A 14,793-nucleotide genomic window follows, 5' to 3' on the forward strand; every position below is an offset into this window, starting at 1 on the left:
GTCGTGGAACCTCAGCGACCGGACAGCGCAGGGACGAGATCGAGCGGCGCCGGGTCAGGCGGCGGGGGCCTCGATGGTGGTGACCGCGCCGGTCTCGCCCGGGTGCTCGTAGTGGGCACGCACCAGGATCGGGCGGTGGTCGGAGATGCCCGCCGGCAGCGTCTCGACGCCCGCGATGTGCAGTCCGACGCTCGTCGCGAAGTCGAAGTGCCCCGTGAACTTGCGGTACCGCAGGTACGTCGGCTGGTCGGACAGCGAGAGCGCGAAGCCGTGCTGCTCGATCTTGCGGCGCAGGTTCGTCTGGAACCACGGGTAGTTGAAGTCGCCGACCATGATCGCGGGGGCGTCGTTCGACAGCTCGCGGAGGAACTGGTGCGCGGCCTCGATCTGCTTGCGGCGCAGGGAGTTGGTGGCCGTCAGCGGCGAGGCGTGGAACGAGGCGACGATGACCTCGGCGTCGGCCTCGGTGTCGCGCAGGTGCATCGCGATGAGCCGCTCGTGCGCCGGCGCGAGGACCCGGTCGTGCAGGGACTTCTGCAGCGAGTGGATGCTGAAGTCCTGCACCTCGAAGCGGTCGTCGCGCTTGTAGATCGCGAGCCCGAGGCGGTTGGTACGGGTCGACGCGGCGAGCGAGAGCCCACCGATCGACGGAGCGAGGTCGTTGCTGTCGCACTCCTGCACGCAGAGGACGTCCGCTTCGGACGCCTCGGCCAGTGCGGCGAGCTCGCTGTTCGCGGTGTGCTCGCGGAGGTTGTAGCTGACGACACGGAGCTGCGTGGGCTGCACGGTCTGTTCTGATGCGATCGTGCTCTGCTGCTCTGGCGCGGCCATGCTGCCTTCCTGTCCGGGTGTTCCGGTCACCCTGCCGCGGTCACCGTACTCGGGGATCGCGGACGGTTGCTGAGACTGTAACGCGTGCCGGGTTTCGTCCGCGTGACCGTGACGCAAACGGACAGCGGCGGGATCAGGCGCGGACACGGCGGACCGGGCGGACGGTGTCCCCCGCTGTGCGACTCATCAGGATGCCCTCCACGCAGGCGACCGCGAGCAGGGCTGCGATGACCCAGAACGCGACCGCGTAGGGGCCGTCGCCCCTGAGCCCGGAGGCGGCCCGGATCACCACGGCGGCGACGGCGACCCCGAAGCCGGCGGCGGTCTGCTGCAGGGTCGACGACAGGGTGTTGGCGGGGGTCATGTCCGCCTGCTCGACGTCAGCGAAGGCGATGGTGTTGTACGCCGTGAAGCCCACGGACCGGGCCGCTCCGCTGACGACGAGCAGCACGGCGAGCAGCCAGAACGGGGTGTCCTCGGTCATGAACGCCATCGCGACCACGGTCAGCGCGGCGATCGCCGACGACACGATGATGACCGGGCGGTAGCCGAACCAGCGGAGGAACGGGGTCGTCATCGGCTTGATGGCCAGGTTGCCCACGAACACCCAGAGCACAGCGGACCCGGCGAGCACGGCGCTCCAGCCCCAGGCGTCCTGGAACAGCAGCGGCAGGACGAACGGCACGGCGGACACCGCCAGGCGGAACAGGCCGCCGCCGGCGTGCGACACCCGGAAGGTCTCGAGCCGGAACGCGTCCAGCCCCATGATCGGGTGCGGGGCCCTGCGGAAGTGCCGGATCGCGAGCCAGCAGCACACCGCGCCGAGGATCCCGGAGACGACGACCGCGGTGACCGGCACGACGTCGAGCGCGAGCAGGGAGGCCATCACCACGAGCGAGCCGAGCCCGACGCACGCGAGCAGCGACCCGAACCAGTCGAACGGCACCCGCTGCGCCGCGCGCTCCTGTGGGACGAGCACCAGGGCGGCGACGAAGGCGACCACGCCGAGCGGGATGTTGATGAGGAAGATCCAGTGCCACGACAGCGTCTCGACGAGCACACCACCGATGAACGGCGCGATGATCGGGGCGGCGAGCGCCGGCCAGGTCAGGATGGCGATGGCGGTGACGAGCTGTTCCCGGCCGGCGCTCCGGAGCACGACGAGCCGACCGACGGGCACCATGAGCGCTCCGCCGAGGCCCTGCAGGATGCGCCACAGCGTCAACTCGACCAGGCCGGTGGACAGCGCGCACAGGGCGGACGCGATCGTGAACAGCGCGACGGCACCGGCGAAGACCGTCCGGGAACCGATCCGGTCGGTGAGCCAACCGGACACCGGGATGAACACCGCGAGGGTCACGAGGTACGCGGTGATCGCGACGCCCACCGCGGCGGAGTCGACCCCGAGGTCCCGTCCCATCGCCGGGGCGGCGGTCGCCAGGATCGTGCCGTCCAGGAGCTCCATGAAGAAGGTCCCGGCCACCAGCACGGCGACCGCCGTGCTGCCCGTCCGCCGTCTGGGTGTCGTCGCCGTCGTCGTCATCGCCCACCGAGACTATGCCCGCCAACGTCAGCGCGGTCACCGCCACCACCGTCACCACCGTCACCACCACCGCCACCACCGCCACCGCCACCGCCACCGCCGGACCGGACCCCCACCGGACGTGGCACCGGCCGCCCACCGGGCGCGACGCAGCACGCGCGACGCGGGACGGGCCTCCCGGCGCAGTTCCGTGCGGCCCCCATGCTGTGTCCGACTACCCTGGCCGGGTGCACTCCCGTCGACCCGAACGCCGAGGAATCCGCGCGTGAGCCGTCTCGACAGCGCCGGTGTGGTCACCGGCGCGGTGTCCACCGGTCGTCGACGCGTCCTCGACACCGTCACGTCCCTGCCGGCGTGGGCGGCGGTCCTGCTCGTCTGGACCGGGGGCCGGATCCTGTCGACGCTGTGGCTCGCGCTGGCGTACCCGCTCCTAGGTCGGGCCCTGCCGAGCAATGCGATCTGGGGCAACGAACACGGGTTCGGAGCGTTCCTCGTCGCCTGGGACGGGCAGTACTACGAGCAGATCTCGCTGCACGGGTACCCCGACGCGCTGCCGCTCGACGCAGCCGGCAACGTCGCGCAGAACGCCTGGGCCTTCCTGCCGGCGTTCCCCTTCACCATCCGGGCGCTGACCGCGTCGACCGGGGTGCCGTTCGAGCTCGGCGCACCGCTCGTCGCGATCGTCGCCGGGCTGATCGCCACCTACCTGCTGCACCGGCTGGTGCGGGACCGCGCCGGGCACGCCGCCGCGATGTGGGCGGTCTTCTTCTTCAGCTGTGGTCCGCTGTCCTTCCTGTTGCAGGTCGGGTACGCGGAGAGCATGTTCCTCGCGCTGTCGTTCGGCGCGCTGCTCGCGCTGGAGCGTCGGCGGTACGGGCTCCTGACGGCACTCGGTGTCGCCGCGGCCTTCACCCGGCCGGGTGCCCTGGCGATCCCGCTCGTGCTCGGCGTGGTCGCACTCGTGCGGTGGGTCCGGGCTCGCCGTGAGACCGGCCGCGTGTTCGAGGGCTTCCCGCTCCGCGAGCAGGTGCGGGTCGTCGCCGCCGGCCTGACCATGGTCGTCGCCGGGTTGGCATGGCCGGTGATCGCCTCGCACGTGACGGGGACGCCGAACGCCTACCTCGAGACCGAGATGTCCTGGTGGGTGAACTTCATCGGCCGCGTGGACTTCGTGCCGCTGACGCCGTGGTTCCTCATCGCGGGCCGCTGGCTCGGGGTCGGCGGGATCCTCATCGTGGTGTTCCTGCTCGTCACGTACCCGATCTGGCTGCTGCGCCGGTCGACGCTCCGGCTCGGGCCCACGACGGTCCTGTACTCGGCCGCGTACGCGCTGTACATCTTCGCGGTGTCGCTGCCGATGGCCTCGACCCCGCGGCTGCTCATGCCGCTCGCGCCGCTGTTCGGGTCGCCCGAGCTGGTCGGGAAGCCCTGGATGCGGTGGACGTTCGTGTCGGCCGCGCTCGCCGGGCAGCCGGTGCTCGTCGCGGTGCTCTGGTTGCTCGGCCCCCCGTGACCGGCTGACGCGCGGCCGGACCGGCTACGGCACCGCGCACGGCGCACGGGGCACGGCGCACGGGGCACGGGGCACGGGGCACCGCGAACCGCGCACCGCGCACCGCGAACCGCGCACCGCGCACCGCGCACCGCGCACCGACATAAAGCGACGCCGTCGTCCGGACAGGACGACGGCGTCGTGCGTCGTGCGTCGTGCGTCGTGCTTCAGAGCTCGATCGTGCCGTGGTCGCCGGTGTCCGGCTGGCTCTGCTTGCCGAGCGCCGCCTTGAACATCTGCACGAGGCTGCCGACCGGTCCGGTGTCCTGGGTCCAGTACTCGACCGAGACTCCCTCGACCGTGAGCAGCCGGATCGACGGGTCCTGGCGTCCCTCCGGGAACCAGGCCTCGGCGAACGGGGACCACAGTTCGTCGACGACCGAGTCGTCCCGGGTCACGGTCGCTGTCCCGGCGATCGACAGGTACCCGCCCTGCGACTCGATCGAGACGTTGACGTGCGGGTTCCGCGCGATGTCCTCGACCTTCTCGCTGCCGTCCTGCACCAGGAACCGCAGGGTCCCGTGGAACGTCTTGTCCTGCACGGCGAGGGGCCTGGCGTGCAGGTTCCCGTCCGCGCTCACCGTGGTGAGCAGAGCCGTGTGGGCGCCGTGGACGATGTCCGAGATGGCGGCGCGCTGCTCCGTCTGTGTGTCGGTCATGGTGCTCCTTTGCGTCATGCGCCCCGCACCGTGCGACGTGCGACCGTCGGTGCACGGGGCCGTACCGTTCCGACCAGTGTGCCCCTCCGGCGCTGGATGCGTCAGCCCGGCGCGGCGCGTGGCCGGGTCACGGTCGGCCGGGAGGCCCGGCGCACGTCCGGCACTCGGCTCCCGTCTGCCGTGTCCCGGCTCTCGGGCCGTGCATACGTGTGCAGGGACACGACACGAGTCGTTCGACGCGTGGATGGTCGCAAGGTGCGCACGCACAGAACCGGCGCGCGGCACCGTGGTGGGCACCGGCGCGCGGCACCGTGGTGGGGCCAGGCGGGCTCAGGCGGGTTCGCGGATCGTGGTCTCGACGTCGACGACCTGCGGGATCTTCGGCATCGAGGCGAAGCCGAACGCCACGGGCGGGTCGAGCGGCGCCAGGTCCCCGAGGGGCTCCCCCGCCCAGGTCCCACGCACACCGGTGACGTCGTGCGCCCCGGTCACGCCGTAGTACTCGCGGCGGCCGTTGCCCGCCGAACCAGCGGTGCCGGAACCCGGAGCGAGCAACCGTGCCACGGGGTCGATCGCGGCGAGCCAGCGCGGGTCGCGGGCGATCGGCTTCGGGACGATGCGCAGGATCCGGCCGAGCGGTGAGATGCCGCCGACGTCGATGGAGGCCTGCAGCGCCCCGGCCGACAGCTCGAGGCCGTGCGCGGTGCGGCGGGCGCGGACGTCGACGACCGACACGGTGTCGAAGCGGTAGGTGCCGGAGACGTACGCGGCGACGATCTCGTCGGGGGCGAGCAGCACGCTGGTGCCGTCGGGGAGCTCGAGGAACACGTCGGTGAACGCCCCGAAGGGTGACCGGTCCCACATGCCGACGACGATCCGGACGCCCGAGGTGGTGCCGACGCCCATGATCCGACCGCGGAACCGTCGCTCGACGGCGGAGCCGGCGGCGGAGGGGGAACCGGAGGCGTGCTCGGGGCGTGACGACATGCCCTGGACCGTACCCGCGGCCCCCGTGAGCCGATCTCGGTGGGCCGCACCGGGCCTCCCGTCCGCCGCGCGAACACCGCGACCCCGACAGCAAAACACCGGTGTCCACGCTCCGAACACCCGCGAAGGGTGGTGTGGAGTGCGAACACCGGTGTCTTGCGGACCCGGACCCGGACCCGGATCCGCGCTCGGACCCGGACCCGGACCCGCGACCTAGGCGACGGGGACGGGCTGCGCCAGCAACTCGCGCACGCGGGGTGCGACCTCGGTGCCGTAGAGCTCGATCGAGCGCATCATGTCGGCGTGGGGCAGGCGACCCGTCGCGTACCGCATGTCGAAGCGCGAGGCGCCGAGGATCCGCATGTTGCGCGCGACCTTCCGGGCGACGGTCTCCGGCGACCCGACGTAGAGCGACCCGCCGGCCGACAGGCTCGCACGGTACCCGGCGACGTCGAGGGGCGGCCATCCGCGCTCCCGGCCGAGCTGGTCGGTGACGGCCTTGTGGTAGGGCCAGTAGCGCTCGGCGGCCTCTTCGTCCGTGGCGGCCACGAAGCCCGGCGAGTGCATCGCGATGGGCTGCTGCGGCAGGTCGAGCTGCGCGAGGGCCTGGCGGTACAGCCGCGAGAACGGGGCGAACTGGGCCGGCTGCCCGCCGATGATGGCGAGGAACAGCGGCAGGCCGTACGACGCCGCGCGGATGACCGACTGCGGGGAACCACCGACGCCGATCCACGTCGGGATGGCGCCGTGCTCGAGCTTCGGGAAGACGTCCTGGTCGACCAGGCCCGCGCGCTTCGTGCCGGACCAGGTGACGGCGTCGCCGCCACGCAGGGCCGCCCAGAGCTGGAGCTTCTCCTCGAACAGGACCTCGTAGTCGCTCAGCTCGTAGCCGAACAGCGGGAACGACTCGGTGAAGGAGCCACGGCCCAGGATGACCTCGGCGCGACCGTTCGACAGCGCGTCGACGGTGGCGAAGCGCTCGTACACACGGACGGGGTCGTCGGAGGACAGCACGGTCACGGCCGAGCCCATGCGGATGCGCTCGGTGCGGGCGGCGATGGCGGCGAGGACGACCTCGGGGGCGCTCACGACGAAGTCGGCTCGGTGGTGCTCCCCGACGCCGATGAAGTCGACGCCGACCTGGTCGGCGAGGACGGCCTGGTCGACGACGTCGCGGATGCTCTGCGCGTCGGACTGCAGGCTGCCGTCGGCACGTTCGGTGACGTCGCCGAAGGTGTCGAGGCCGAGCTGCAGGGGCCCGACCCGGTCGGGGGCGGGCGGCGGGACGTCCGACGGACGGTCGGTGCCGAATGCGTTGCTCATGGTGTCCTCCTGGTCGCACTTCCATGCGTTTGCATAAACATAGCACGAGGCGCGCTCCCGCGCACGGGGTCGGGCCGGGGGCGGGCCGGGGTCGGCCAGCCCGCACGAGTACGGTCACCCGCATGCCGAACATCCCCGACCAGACCGGACGCCGCATCGTCGTCACCGGGTCCAACAGCGGCACCGGCCAGGAGGCCGCCCTGCGCCTCGCCGGAGCCGGCGCGAGCGTCGTGCTCGCCGTCCGCAGCACCGAGAAGGGCGAGACCGCAGCCGCCGGCATCCGCGCCGCCCACCCCGGCGCCGAGGTGGAGGTCCGCGAACTCGACCTCGCCGACCTCGCCAGCGTCCGCCGGTTCGCGACCGGGATCGTCGACGAGGAGCGCCCGATCGACGTCCTCGTCAACAACGCCGGCGTGATGGCCCCGCCGGAGCGCTTCGAGACCGTCGACGGCTTCGAGCTGCAGTTCGGCACGAACTTCCTCGGCCCGTTCGCCCTGACGAACCTGCTGCTGCCGTCGCTGCTCCGTGCGCGAACACCCCTCGCCGTCGGCCCCCTGGCCCAGGCTCCACGGGTGGTCACGATGTCGAGCCTCGCCGCGATCCCCGGCCGGATCCGCTTCGCCGACCTGCAGTGGGAGCGCGGCTACAACGGCTGGCGTGCGTACGCGCAGTCGAAGCTCGCCGACCTGCTCCTCGCGCTGCACCTGCACCGCCTGACGGTGGAGGCCGACGTGCCCGTGGTCAGCACCGCCGCCCACCCCGGCTACACCCGGACGAACCTGCAGGCCGCTGGGCGCTCCCTCGGTCGGTCGAAGCCGGTGCGGCCGAGCAACCGCGCCCTGCCGTTCACGCAGGCCGTCGAGCAGGGCACCGAGCCGCTGCTCTACGCCGCGGTCGGCCCGAACGCCGTCGGTGGCGCCTACTACGGCCCCTCCGGGCCGTTCGGCATGACCGGCCCGACCACCACCGTGTCCATCCCCGGCTCCGCGCGGAGCGCCGACCTCGCCCGCTCCCTCTGGGCGGTCGCCGAGGACCTCACCGGGACGCGTCCGCCGCTCTGAGCAAGACGCCGGCGTCTCGCCAGGACGCCTCCAGCTCCACGAGACGCCGCCGAATCCGGAGGCGTCTCGCGGACGTGGCGGCGTCGAACGGGCACGCCGGCGTCTCGCGCGGTCGAGAACGCGGGGACAGGCGGACGGGAGGCCCGTGGTCACCCGACCACGGGCCTCCCGTCCGGTGGTGGGGAGCGCACGCTGCGCGCCGGCGTCACACCGGGACGCCCCGGAACGCACGAGACGCCGCCGGATCCGGAGGCGTCTCGGCGACGTAGCGGCGTCGAACGGGTACGCCGGCGTCTCGCGACGGCCCCGTGCGGGTCCGGCACGTCGCCAGCGTCAGGCGCGGTGAAGCTCCACCGACCGGTCCAGCTGGCCGGGTTCGGTCAGGCGCGCGTGCCGCAGGACGGTGCGGCCCGGTGCGATGGCCGCGGCGACGATCGACAGCGTCGTCATGTGCCCCTCGGCCTCGTGCACGTCGCGGAGGATCGCGTCGGGGTGGTCGCTCGGCAGCGCCGCGGACTCCGCCAGCACGCCGAACCAGCCACCCCAGCCGTCCCCGGCGTCACCACCGGAGTCCACGGTGCGGAGTTCGTCGAACGGGCCGAACACCGGTGGGCCGGCCGGGGCATCGGCCGCACGGAAGGCCTCGAGCCACCGTCCGATGCGCGGCGCCGCGGGGTCGTCGGCCGCGCCGTGCGTGACCATGTGGACGCCGGGGCCGAGGTCGGTGGTGCGGACCTGTTCGCCGTCCCAGGTGAGCACCGATGCACCTTCGCCCGTCGCCCGCACCAGGTTGAAGGCCCGGGTGGTCGGGAGCGTGCCGTCCTGTCCGGGCAGCACGTCGTCGGCGACGGCGTCCACCGGCACGACGCCACGGGTCGTCCAGGTACCGTCGGTGCTGGCGACGGGTTCGGCGCGGTTGAGCACCACGGCCAGGCCGGCTCGGTCGGACGCGGCGAGCCATGCACCACCGGCCGATCGGTCTCGCACCCCGCGCACATCGGGATCGCGGTCGGGCCACCACGCGGCTGGCGGGTCCCACGGACGCTCGGGTGACTCGTCCCGCAGGGCGAGCACGGTCACGGGCCACTCGGACCCGGGGTCGACGCGGACGACGACGGTGCACATGCCGTCGATCCTCGCACGTGGCCCCGGTAGCGTGAGCCAGGTGAACGCAGCAGCAGAGCGCGCCCTGACCGTCATCGTGGGCATCACCGGGGGCATCGCCGCCTACAAGGCCGTCGGGGTCGTCCGCGACCTCGTCAAGCGCGGCCACGACGTGCACGTCGTCCCGACCGAGGGCGCCCTGCGCTTCGTCGGACTGCCCACGCTCGAGGCCCTGAGCCGCAACCCCGTCACCACGAGCGTCTGGGACGACGTCGCCGAGGTGCGCCACGTCGCGCTCGGACGCCGGGCCGACCTGGTCGTCATCGCCCCGGCCACCGCCGACTCGCTGGCCCGGATGGCGCACGGCCTGGCGAGCGACCTGCTCGGCACCACCCTGCTCGCGACCGAGGCGCCCGTGGTGGTCGCCCCCGCGATGCACCCGCAGATGTGGGAGCACCCCGCCACCCGCGCGAACGTCGCCACGCTGCGTGACCGCGGCGTCCACCTGGTCGGCCCGGTCGTCGGGGCGCTCACGGGCGACGACGCCGGCATCGGTCGGATGGCGGAACCCGAGGACATCGTCGCCGCGGCACTCGCCGTGCTCGACCAGCACCCCGCACCCGCAGGCCGACGTGACGCGGAGACCGGCAGCGGCGCCGGCACCGGAGCGCGTGGCGAGCAGGGGGACCTGGCCGGTGTGCGCGTCGTCGTCAGCGCGGGCGGCACCCGGGAGCCCTTCGACCCGGTGCGGTTCGTCGGAAACCGATCCAGCGGCCGGCAGGGCATCGCGATCGCCGCCGACGCGGTCCGTCGCGGCGCGTCCGTGACCCTCGTCGCGGCGAACGTGGACGGCTCGCTGACCACCGGGCTGGACGCGACCGTGGTGCCCGTCGGGTCCGCGCTCGAGCTCGCAGAGGCCGTGCACGCCGCCGCCGCTGAAGCCGACGTCGTCGTGATGACCGCCGCCGTCGCCGACTACCGGCCGGCCGAGGTGCTCACCGAGAAGCTCAAGAAGGACGCGCAGGGCGAGCGCATGACGCTGGAGCTGGTGCGGAACCCGGACGTGCTGGCCGACCTCGTCGCCGCACGGCGGACCGGGCAGATCATCGTCGGGTTCGCCGCCGAGACCGAGCCCGACCGCGACGCCCGGGTCGAGCTCGGACGCGCCAAGATCAGCCGGAAGCCCGCGGACCTGCTCGTCGTGAACCACGTCGGCTGGTCGGCCGGGTTCGAGCGTGAGGAGAACGCGATCGAGGTCCTGGTGCCCGGTGGGGAGGTCGTCCGCGAGACCTCCGGCACCAAGGCCGAGGTGGCGTCGGCGGTCCTCGACCTCGTCGCGACGGCGCTGACCTGAACAGCACTGACCTGACAGCACACCCGGCCGCTTCCGAGCGCGGGCGAGCACGATGGGCGCATGCGACGACGTGAGCGGATCCGACGTGCCAACCGCACGGCCACCATCCTGGCGGTGGCCCTCGGCGCGGCGGGCACCATGCACTTCCTGCGCCCGACCCACTTCGACCGGATCGTGCCGGAGGCCCTGCCCCCGCGGCTGACCACGCTGGCCTCCGGGGTGGCCGAGCTGGGCATCGCCGCCGGGCTCGCGTTCCCCGCCACCCGCCGTGCCTCGGGCTGGGCGGCGGCGGCGCTGTTCGCGGCGGTCTTCCCGGCGAACCTCAAGATGGCGAACGACCTGCTCGACCATCCCCGCTCGAGCCGGGCGATGCGGCTGATCGGGATCCTGCGGCTCCCCCTGCAGCTGCCGTTGGTCCTCTGGAGCATGCGCGTCGGTCGGCACGCACCGAAGCCGTGACCCAGCCGTCGTGGACCCGCGCGGCGGTGCCGCTCCTGCACCGCCCCGTCACCCAGCACGCCTGGGAGGACATCGTGTTCGCGCACTGGCGCCACGAGCCCGCGTCGCTGCAGCGGCTCGTTCCCCGAGGGACCCGTCCGGACGTGGTGGACGGCAGCGCCTGGGTGGGGCTGTCGGCCTACGTGTTCCGGGAGACCCGGGTACCGCCGTTCCCCTCTGCCGGGCGACTCGGCACCATGACCGAGGTCACGATCGAGGTCCTCACGGTGGACGACCAGGGGCGGCGCGGGGTGACCTACCGCACGGTCGACACCGCGAACGTGCCCGCGATCGTCGCCGCGCACGCCCTGCTCGGCGTGCCGTACACGTTCTCGCACGCACGGTCCCGTCGCCGCGGTGAGGCGATCGCACACCGCTCCGTCCGGCACCCGACCCGCGCACTGCACCCGGTGCGGTGGGCCCGGTCGCTCCGGCAGGAACGACCGACCGGCACGGCCCGCCCGAAGCACGCGGCCTCGGTCCGGGTCACCGCCGGCGAGGTCGTCGACACCCCGCTGGCCGCCGAGCTGACCACACGGGCCGGCATCCACGCGCGGTACCTGGCGCAGACCCTGTTCTGGCAGCGGCAGCACCCGGTGCTCACCACCCGCGCGGCCACCCTCGACCGGCTCGAGGGCGATCTGCCCGACGCCGTCGGCATGCCCGGGCTGTTCGACCGTGCACCGGACTCCCTGCTCGTGGTGGACGGGACCACCGTGCGGTACGGCTGGGGCGGGGTGGTCCGGTGACGGACGCGCAGCCGCACACCCCGGACGAAGCACGCACCGACGACCCGTTCGACCTCGCGCGCTTCGCCCGGGCACAGCAGGGTGTGCACGACGTCGCGCTCGACGAACTCCGTCGGGGCCGGAAGTCGTCGCACTGGATGTGGTTCGTGTTCCCGCAGCTGGCTGGGCTCGGGCGGAGCGCCACGGCCGCGCGCTACGCGATCACCGGCGCGGACGAGGCCCGCGCCTACCTGGCCCACCCGGTGCTCGGGCCCCGCCTGCTCGCGGCCACCGAGGTCGCAGCAGCAGCCCCCGCCCGCTCCGCCGACGCCCTGCTCGGGGGCATCGACGCGGTGAAGCTCCGGTCGTCGATGACGCTCTTCGGCCGCGTCGCCACCGACCCGCAGCCCTTCGCCGCCGTGCTGGGCCGATGGTACGGCGGCGTCGAGGACCCGGCCACGATCCGGCTGCTCGAAGCGCACCAGCGACCCTCGGGACCGGCACCTGACGAGCCGACACCTGACACGCGCTGAGCCGATCGGAACGCCGTTGTCATATCAGGTACGGTGATGCGAGCACGTGCGATGACGACCGTGCCCGTTCGCCCGGCGCCCCGACGCCACAGCCCAGAAGGAGAACGCATGCCGGTCCCCCGCAGCGCCCCGACCGAGCACCAGCTGCTCCGTGACACCGTCCGCCACAAGATCCACGACGCGATCATGGACGGCACCCTCCTGCCCGGGGAACGGCTGAACGACGACGAGCTCATCTCCTGGCTCGGCGTCTCGCGCACGCCGATCCGCGAGGCCCTCAGCCAGCTGTCCCGCGCCGGCCTCATCGAGATGGCCCCGAACCGGTACACCCGCGTCACCACCCCCGACCCGACCGAGGTCGTCGAGGCCATGCAGACCCTCGGCGTCCTGTTCGGCGGCGTCGTCCGACTCGCGGTCCCGCGCCTCGGGTCCGCCGCCCGGAAGAAGATCCTCGCGCAGCTCGACAAGACGATCGCCGAGCTCGAGGCCCACGAGGTCGCCGCCGTCAACCACGACGCCCTCGACGTCTTCGCCCTCTACGTCGCCGAGTGCGGCAACGAGAACCTGCAGCGTGTCTGCCGCGACACGATGGACGGCCTGGCGTTCCGTCTGCGTCTGCCGAACCTCGACGAGCTGGTCGACTGGGACCGGATGACCGAGGACTTCCGACGTCTGCGCGCCGCGACCGAGTCGGGCGACAACGTCGAAGCCGAACTCGCGACCGAAGCGATCCACCAGCTCCCGGGCGAGAAGCAGTAGCACATCCTGTACCCGCGTACAGGAACCGCCCGTCTCGTGCACGCGAGGCGGGCGGCGGACGTTGCACAGGCCTCCCGTCCGAGCAGCCGAGCACGCGCGCGACGCTCCCAGTCCCAGGGCCGCACGGACCGATAGCATCACTGGCGACCACCTGAACCAGGCATCCGGAGCAGCACATGAACCCCCGACCGACGGACCGCACCGAGGTCGCCGCACGCCTGGCCGCCGCGGTCGGTCGGATCAACCGACGGGCCCGCACCGACTCGGCCTCGCTCGGGTACGGCATCGTGTCGGCGCTGGCGTCGATCCAGCGACACGGACCCCTGCGCCCCGGCGACCTGTCGCGGATCGAGGTGGTCACGAAGCCCACGATGACCCGCATCCTGACCGAGCTCGAACAGCGCGGGTTCATCCAGCGCGAAGCCGACCCGCGCGACGGCCGGGCGTTCATGGTCACGGCGACGCCGGAGGGCATCGAGGCGGTCGAACAGGCCCGCGCGAACCGCACCGGCATCGTCGCCGAGCTCATCGCCGAACTCGACGAGTCGGACGTCGAGGCGATCGCCGGCGCGCTGACGGCACTCGAGCGGGTCGCCCAGGGTGAGCACGCTCAGGAACCTCACACCTTCTAGCCCGCGATCCGCCGTTACCGAACCGTTACCAAGCGGTGGACGGACCGTTCTGCCAGCGATCCTGGACGCCCTGCCCAGTCTGACCGGTCATGGTGTCGGCTCCGCCTGACCGCGGCCGCCCCACGGCCGCTCCCGGCGGACGGACGGGCCCCACACCACCGTCCGGTCCTCACCGGCTCGAGGACTCCTCCGTCGTCGCCGACGGTGTCACCGACACCGCCAGCCTCCGGCACGCCCGCACGACCTCGGTCGCGCGAGCAGGAGTCCCTCCCCACCGAGCCGCCGACCTGCGGAACCGATGCGACACTCCCCTGAGCTCCCCACCACCACCGCCTCGACCCGACGTGAGGCCCTGAACACCCCCACCCGCCGGATGCGCCGGGCCCTGCGGCACCGGGCGACCCTGCTCGCCGGTGGCGCCGCGGTCCTGGCCGTCGCCGGTGGCGCCCTGACCGTCGGCACGCAGCCCGCCATCGGCGAGGCCCTCGGCATGCCGACCGGCTCCGCGAGCGCCTCGGCGACCCCGCAGCCCGCGCTGCACGGCACCGCGCTCGACCGTGCCCAGGCCGCCGCGACCATCACCACGGCGAAGACCGTCATGCAGACCGCGAACGACAAGGTCGACACCTCGGCACTCGAACAGCGGGTGGACGCCCTCAGCGACTACTCGGAGCTGTCCGGAGCCGCGCTGACGAACCGCATCTCGACGACGGTCGCGTCGACCACGCACGTCGCCCAGGCGAGTGCGACCCAGGACAAGCGGGACGTCGACGCGAAGGCCGCAGCCGCAGCGAAGGCCGCTGCCGAGCAGCGGGCAGCAGCCGAGGCCGCGGAGGCAGCGCGGAAGCTCGCCGCCGGCAACACCGTCGCCGGAGCCAAGGCCACCGCGACCTCGCTCGCGTCGTCCGACTACGGCTGGGGCGCCGACCAGTTCCAGTGCCTCGACAACCTGTGGACCAAGGAGTCCGGCTGGAACTACCAGGCGGTCAACGCGAACGGTGGCGCGACCGGCATCCCGCAGGCCCTCCCGGGCTCGAAGATGGGGACGGTCGCCGCGGACTGGCGGACCAACGCCACGACCCAGATCACCTGGGGTCTGCAGTACATCAGCTCGGCGTACGGCACCCCGTGCGCCGCGTGGGCACACTCGCAGGCGAACAACTTCTACTGATCGGCGCGGGTCGCGAACGCGACCAACTGACGGACGGGAGGCCCGTGGCGGATCCGCC

General features: G+C 72.9%; 15 protein-coding genes. 9 read left to right on the plus strand and 6 right to left on the minus strand.

Annotation, left to right across the window (positions count from 1 at the left end):
* Positions 1-54: 54 nt before the first annotated feature.
* Entirely contained in the window at positions 55-831 is a 777-nt protein-coding gene (locus tag KK087_RS16510; RefSeq protein ID WP_214531466.1) for an endonuclease/exonuclease/phosphatase family protein, read from the minus strand.
* 133 nt (positions 832-964) lie between these two features.
* Positions 965-2,374: an MFS transporter gene (locus tag KK087_RS16515; protein ID WP_214566729.1), complete on the minus strand. Its 1,410-nt coding sequence runs from the start codon at positions 2,372-2,374 to the stop codon at positions 965-967.
* Between the two features lie 265 nt (positions 2,375-2,639).
* Between KK087_RS16515 and KK087_RS16520 the strand changes: the two genes are divergently transcribed.
* Entirely contained in the window at positions 2,640-3,887 is a 1,248-nt protein-coding gene (locus KK087_RS16520) for a putative hexosyltransferase (RefSeq protein ID WP_214566731.1), read from the plus strand.
* Positions 3,888-4,093: 206 nt separating this feature from the next.
* Here the strand turns inward: KK087_RS16520 and KK087_RS16525 are convergent, their stop codons facing one another.
* The 3 genes from KK087_RS16525 to KK087_RS16535 form a co-directional block, all read right to left on the minus strand.
* Positions 4,094-4,585, minus strand: coding sequence for a pyridoxamine 5'-phosphate oxidase family protein (locus KK087_RS16525; RefSeq protein WP_214531469.1), 492 nt, complete (start codon positions 4,583-4,585; stop codon positions 4,094-4,096).
* A gap of 330 nt (positions 4,586-4,915) precedes the next feature.
* Complete coding sequence (locus KK087_RS16530; protein WP_214545272.1) at positions 4,916-5,572, minus strand: hypothetical protein; 657 nt, start codon at positions 5,570-5,572, stop codon at positions 4,916-4,918.
* A gap of 213 nt (positions 5,573-5,785) precedes the next feature.
* A complete protein-coding gene (locus KK087_RS16535) occupies positions 5,786-6,895 on the minus strand; it encodes an LLM class flavin-dependent oxidoreductase (protein WP_214531471.1) in 1,110 nt (369 codons plus the stop codon).
* Between the two features lie 122 nt (positions 6,896-7,017).
* Between KK087_RS16535 and KK087_RS16540 the strand changes: the two genes are divergently transcribed.
* Positions 7,018-7,956, plus strand: coding sequence for an SDR family oxidoreductase (locus tag KK087_RS16540; RefSeq protein ID WP_214566733.1), 939 nt, complete (start codon positions 7,018-7,020; stop codon positions 7,954-7,956).
* A 333-nt stretch (positions 7,957-8,289) separates the two neighbouring features.
* Here KK087_RS16540 and KK087_RS16545 read toward each other — a convergent pair whose 3' ends face one another.
* Entirely contained in the window at positions 8,290-9,081 is a 792-nt protein-coding gene (locus KK087_RS16545) for an NRDE family protein (protein WP_214566735.1), read from the minus strand.
* Between the two features lie 64 nt (positions 9,082-9,145).
* On the opposite strand from KK087_RS16545, the gene KK087_RS16550 reads away from it, so the two are divergent.
* The 7 genes from KK087_RS16550 (at position 9,146) to KK087_RS16580 (ending at position 14,735) form a co-directional block, all read left to right on the plus strand.
* Positions 9,146-10,414: a bifunctional phosphopantothenoylcysteine decarboxylase/phosphopantothenate synthase gene (locus tag KK087_RS16550; RefSeq protein ID WP_214531498.1), complete on the plus strand. Its 1,269-nt coding sequence runs from the start codon at positions 9,146-9,148 to the stop codon at positions 10,412-10,414.
* A gap of 60 nt (positions 10,415-10,474) precedes the next feature.
* Positions 10,475-10,873 (plus strand): DoxX family protein, encoded by a 399-nt coding sequence (locus KK087_RS16555; protein WP_214545269.1) that lies wholly within the window; start codon positions 10,475-10,477, stop codon positions 10,871-10,873.
* Positions 10,870-11,661, plus strand: a complete 792-nt coding sequence (locus tag KK087_RS16560; RefSeq protein ID WP_214566737.1) for a YqjF family protein — start codon at positions 10,870-10,872, stop codon at positions 11,659-11,661. The genes KK087_RS16555 and KK087_RS16560 overlap by 4 nt, the downstream gene beginning before the upstream one ends.
* Positions 11,658-12,173 carry a DUF1810 domain-containing protein gene (locus KK087_RS16565; protein WP_214566739.1) on the plus strand — a complete coding sequence of 172 codons (516 nt, stop codon included), beginning with the start codon at positions 11,658-11,660 and terminating at the stop codon, positions 12,171-12,173. The genes KK087_RS16560 and KK087_RS16565 overlap by 4 nt, the downstream gene beginning before the upstream one ends.
* 108 nt (positions 12,174-12,281) lie before the next feature.
* The gene (locus KK087_RS16570) at positions 12,282-12,932 is read left to right on the plus strand and encodes a GntR family transcriptional regulator (protein WP_214545266.1); all 651 of its coding nucleotides are present in this window, start codon (positions 12,282-12,284) and stop codon (positions 12,930-12,932) included.
* 176 nt (positions 12,933-13,108) lie between these two features.
* Positions 13,109-13,564 carry a MarR family winged helix-turn-helix transcriptional regulator gene (locus KK087_RS16575; protein WP_214545265.1) on the plus strand — a complete coding sequence of 152 codons (456 nt, stop codon included), beginning with the start codon at positions 13,109-13,111 and terminating at the stop codon, positions 13,562-13,564.
* A 298-nt stretch (positions 13,565-13,862) separates the two neighbouring features.
* Positions 13,863-14,735, plus strand: a complete 873-nt coding sequence (locus KK087_RS16580) for an aggregation-promoting factor C-terminal-like domain-containing protein (RefSeq protein WP_214566741.1) — start codon at positions 13,863-13,865, stop codon at positions 14,733-14,735.
* Positions 14,736-14,793 lie beyond the last annotated feature (58 nt).

The sequence above is a fragment of the Curtobacterium aurantiacum genome (assembly GCF_018598555.1).
Lineage (GTDB): Bacteria > Actinomycetota > Actinomycetes > Actinomycetales > Microbacteriaceae > Curtobacterium > Curtobacterium aurantiacum.

Bases quoted from the DNA above. Each gene is read 5' to 3' on its own strand.
- KK087_RS16510 (WP_214531466.1), bottom strand. From the start codon at position 831: ATGGCCGCGCCAGAGCAGCAGAGCACGATCGCATCAGAACAGACCGTG.
- KK087_RS16515 (WP_214566729.1), bottom strand. From the start codon at position 2,374: ATGACGACGACGGCGACGACACCCAGACGGCGGACGGGCAGCACGGCG.
- KK087_RS16525 (WP_214531469.1), bottom strand. From the start codon at position 4,585: ATGACCGACACACAGACGGAGCAGCGCGCCGCCATCTCGGACATCGTC.
- KK087_RS16530 (WP_214545272.1), bottom strand. From the start codon at position 5,572: ATGTCGTCACGCCCCGAGCACGCCTCCGGTTCCCCCTCCGCCGCCGGC.
- KK087_RS16535 (WP_214531471.1), bottom strand. From the start codon at position 6,895: ATGAGCAACGCATTCGGCACCGACCGTCCGTCGGACGTCCCGCCGCCC.
- KK087_RS16540 (WP_214566733.1), top strand. From the start codon at position 7,018: ATGCCGAACATCCCCGACCAGACCGGACGCCGCATCGTCGTCACCGGG.
- KK087_RS16545 (WP_214566735.1), bottom strand. From the start codon at position 9,081: ATGTGCACCGTCGTCGTCCGCGTCGACCCCGGGTCCGAGTGGCCCGTG.
- KK087_RS16555 (WP_214545269.1), top strand. From the start codon at position 10,475: ATGCGACGACGTGAGCGGATCCGACGTGCCAACCGCACGGCCACCATC.
- KK087_RS16570 (WP_214545266.1), top strand. From the start codon at position 12,282: ATGCCGGTCCCCCGCAGCGCCCCGACCGAGCACCAGCTGCTCCGTGAC.
- KK087_RS16575 (WP_214545265.1), top strand. From the start codon at position 13,109: ATGAACCCCCGACCGACGGACCGCACCGAGGTCGCCGCACGCCTGGCC.
- KK087_RS16580 (WP_214566741.1), top strand. From the start codon at position 13,863: ATGCGACACTCCCCTGAGCTCCCCACCACCACCGCCTCGACCCGACGT.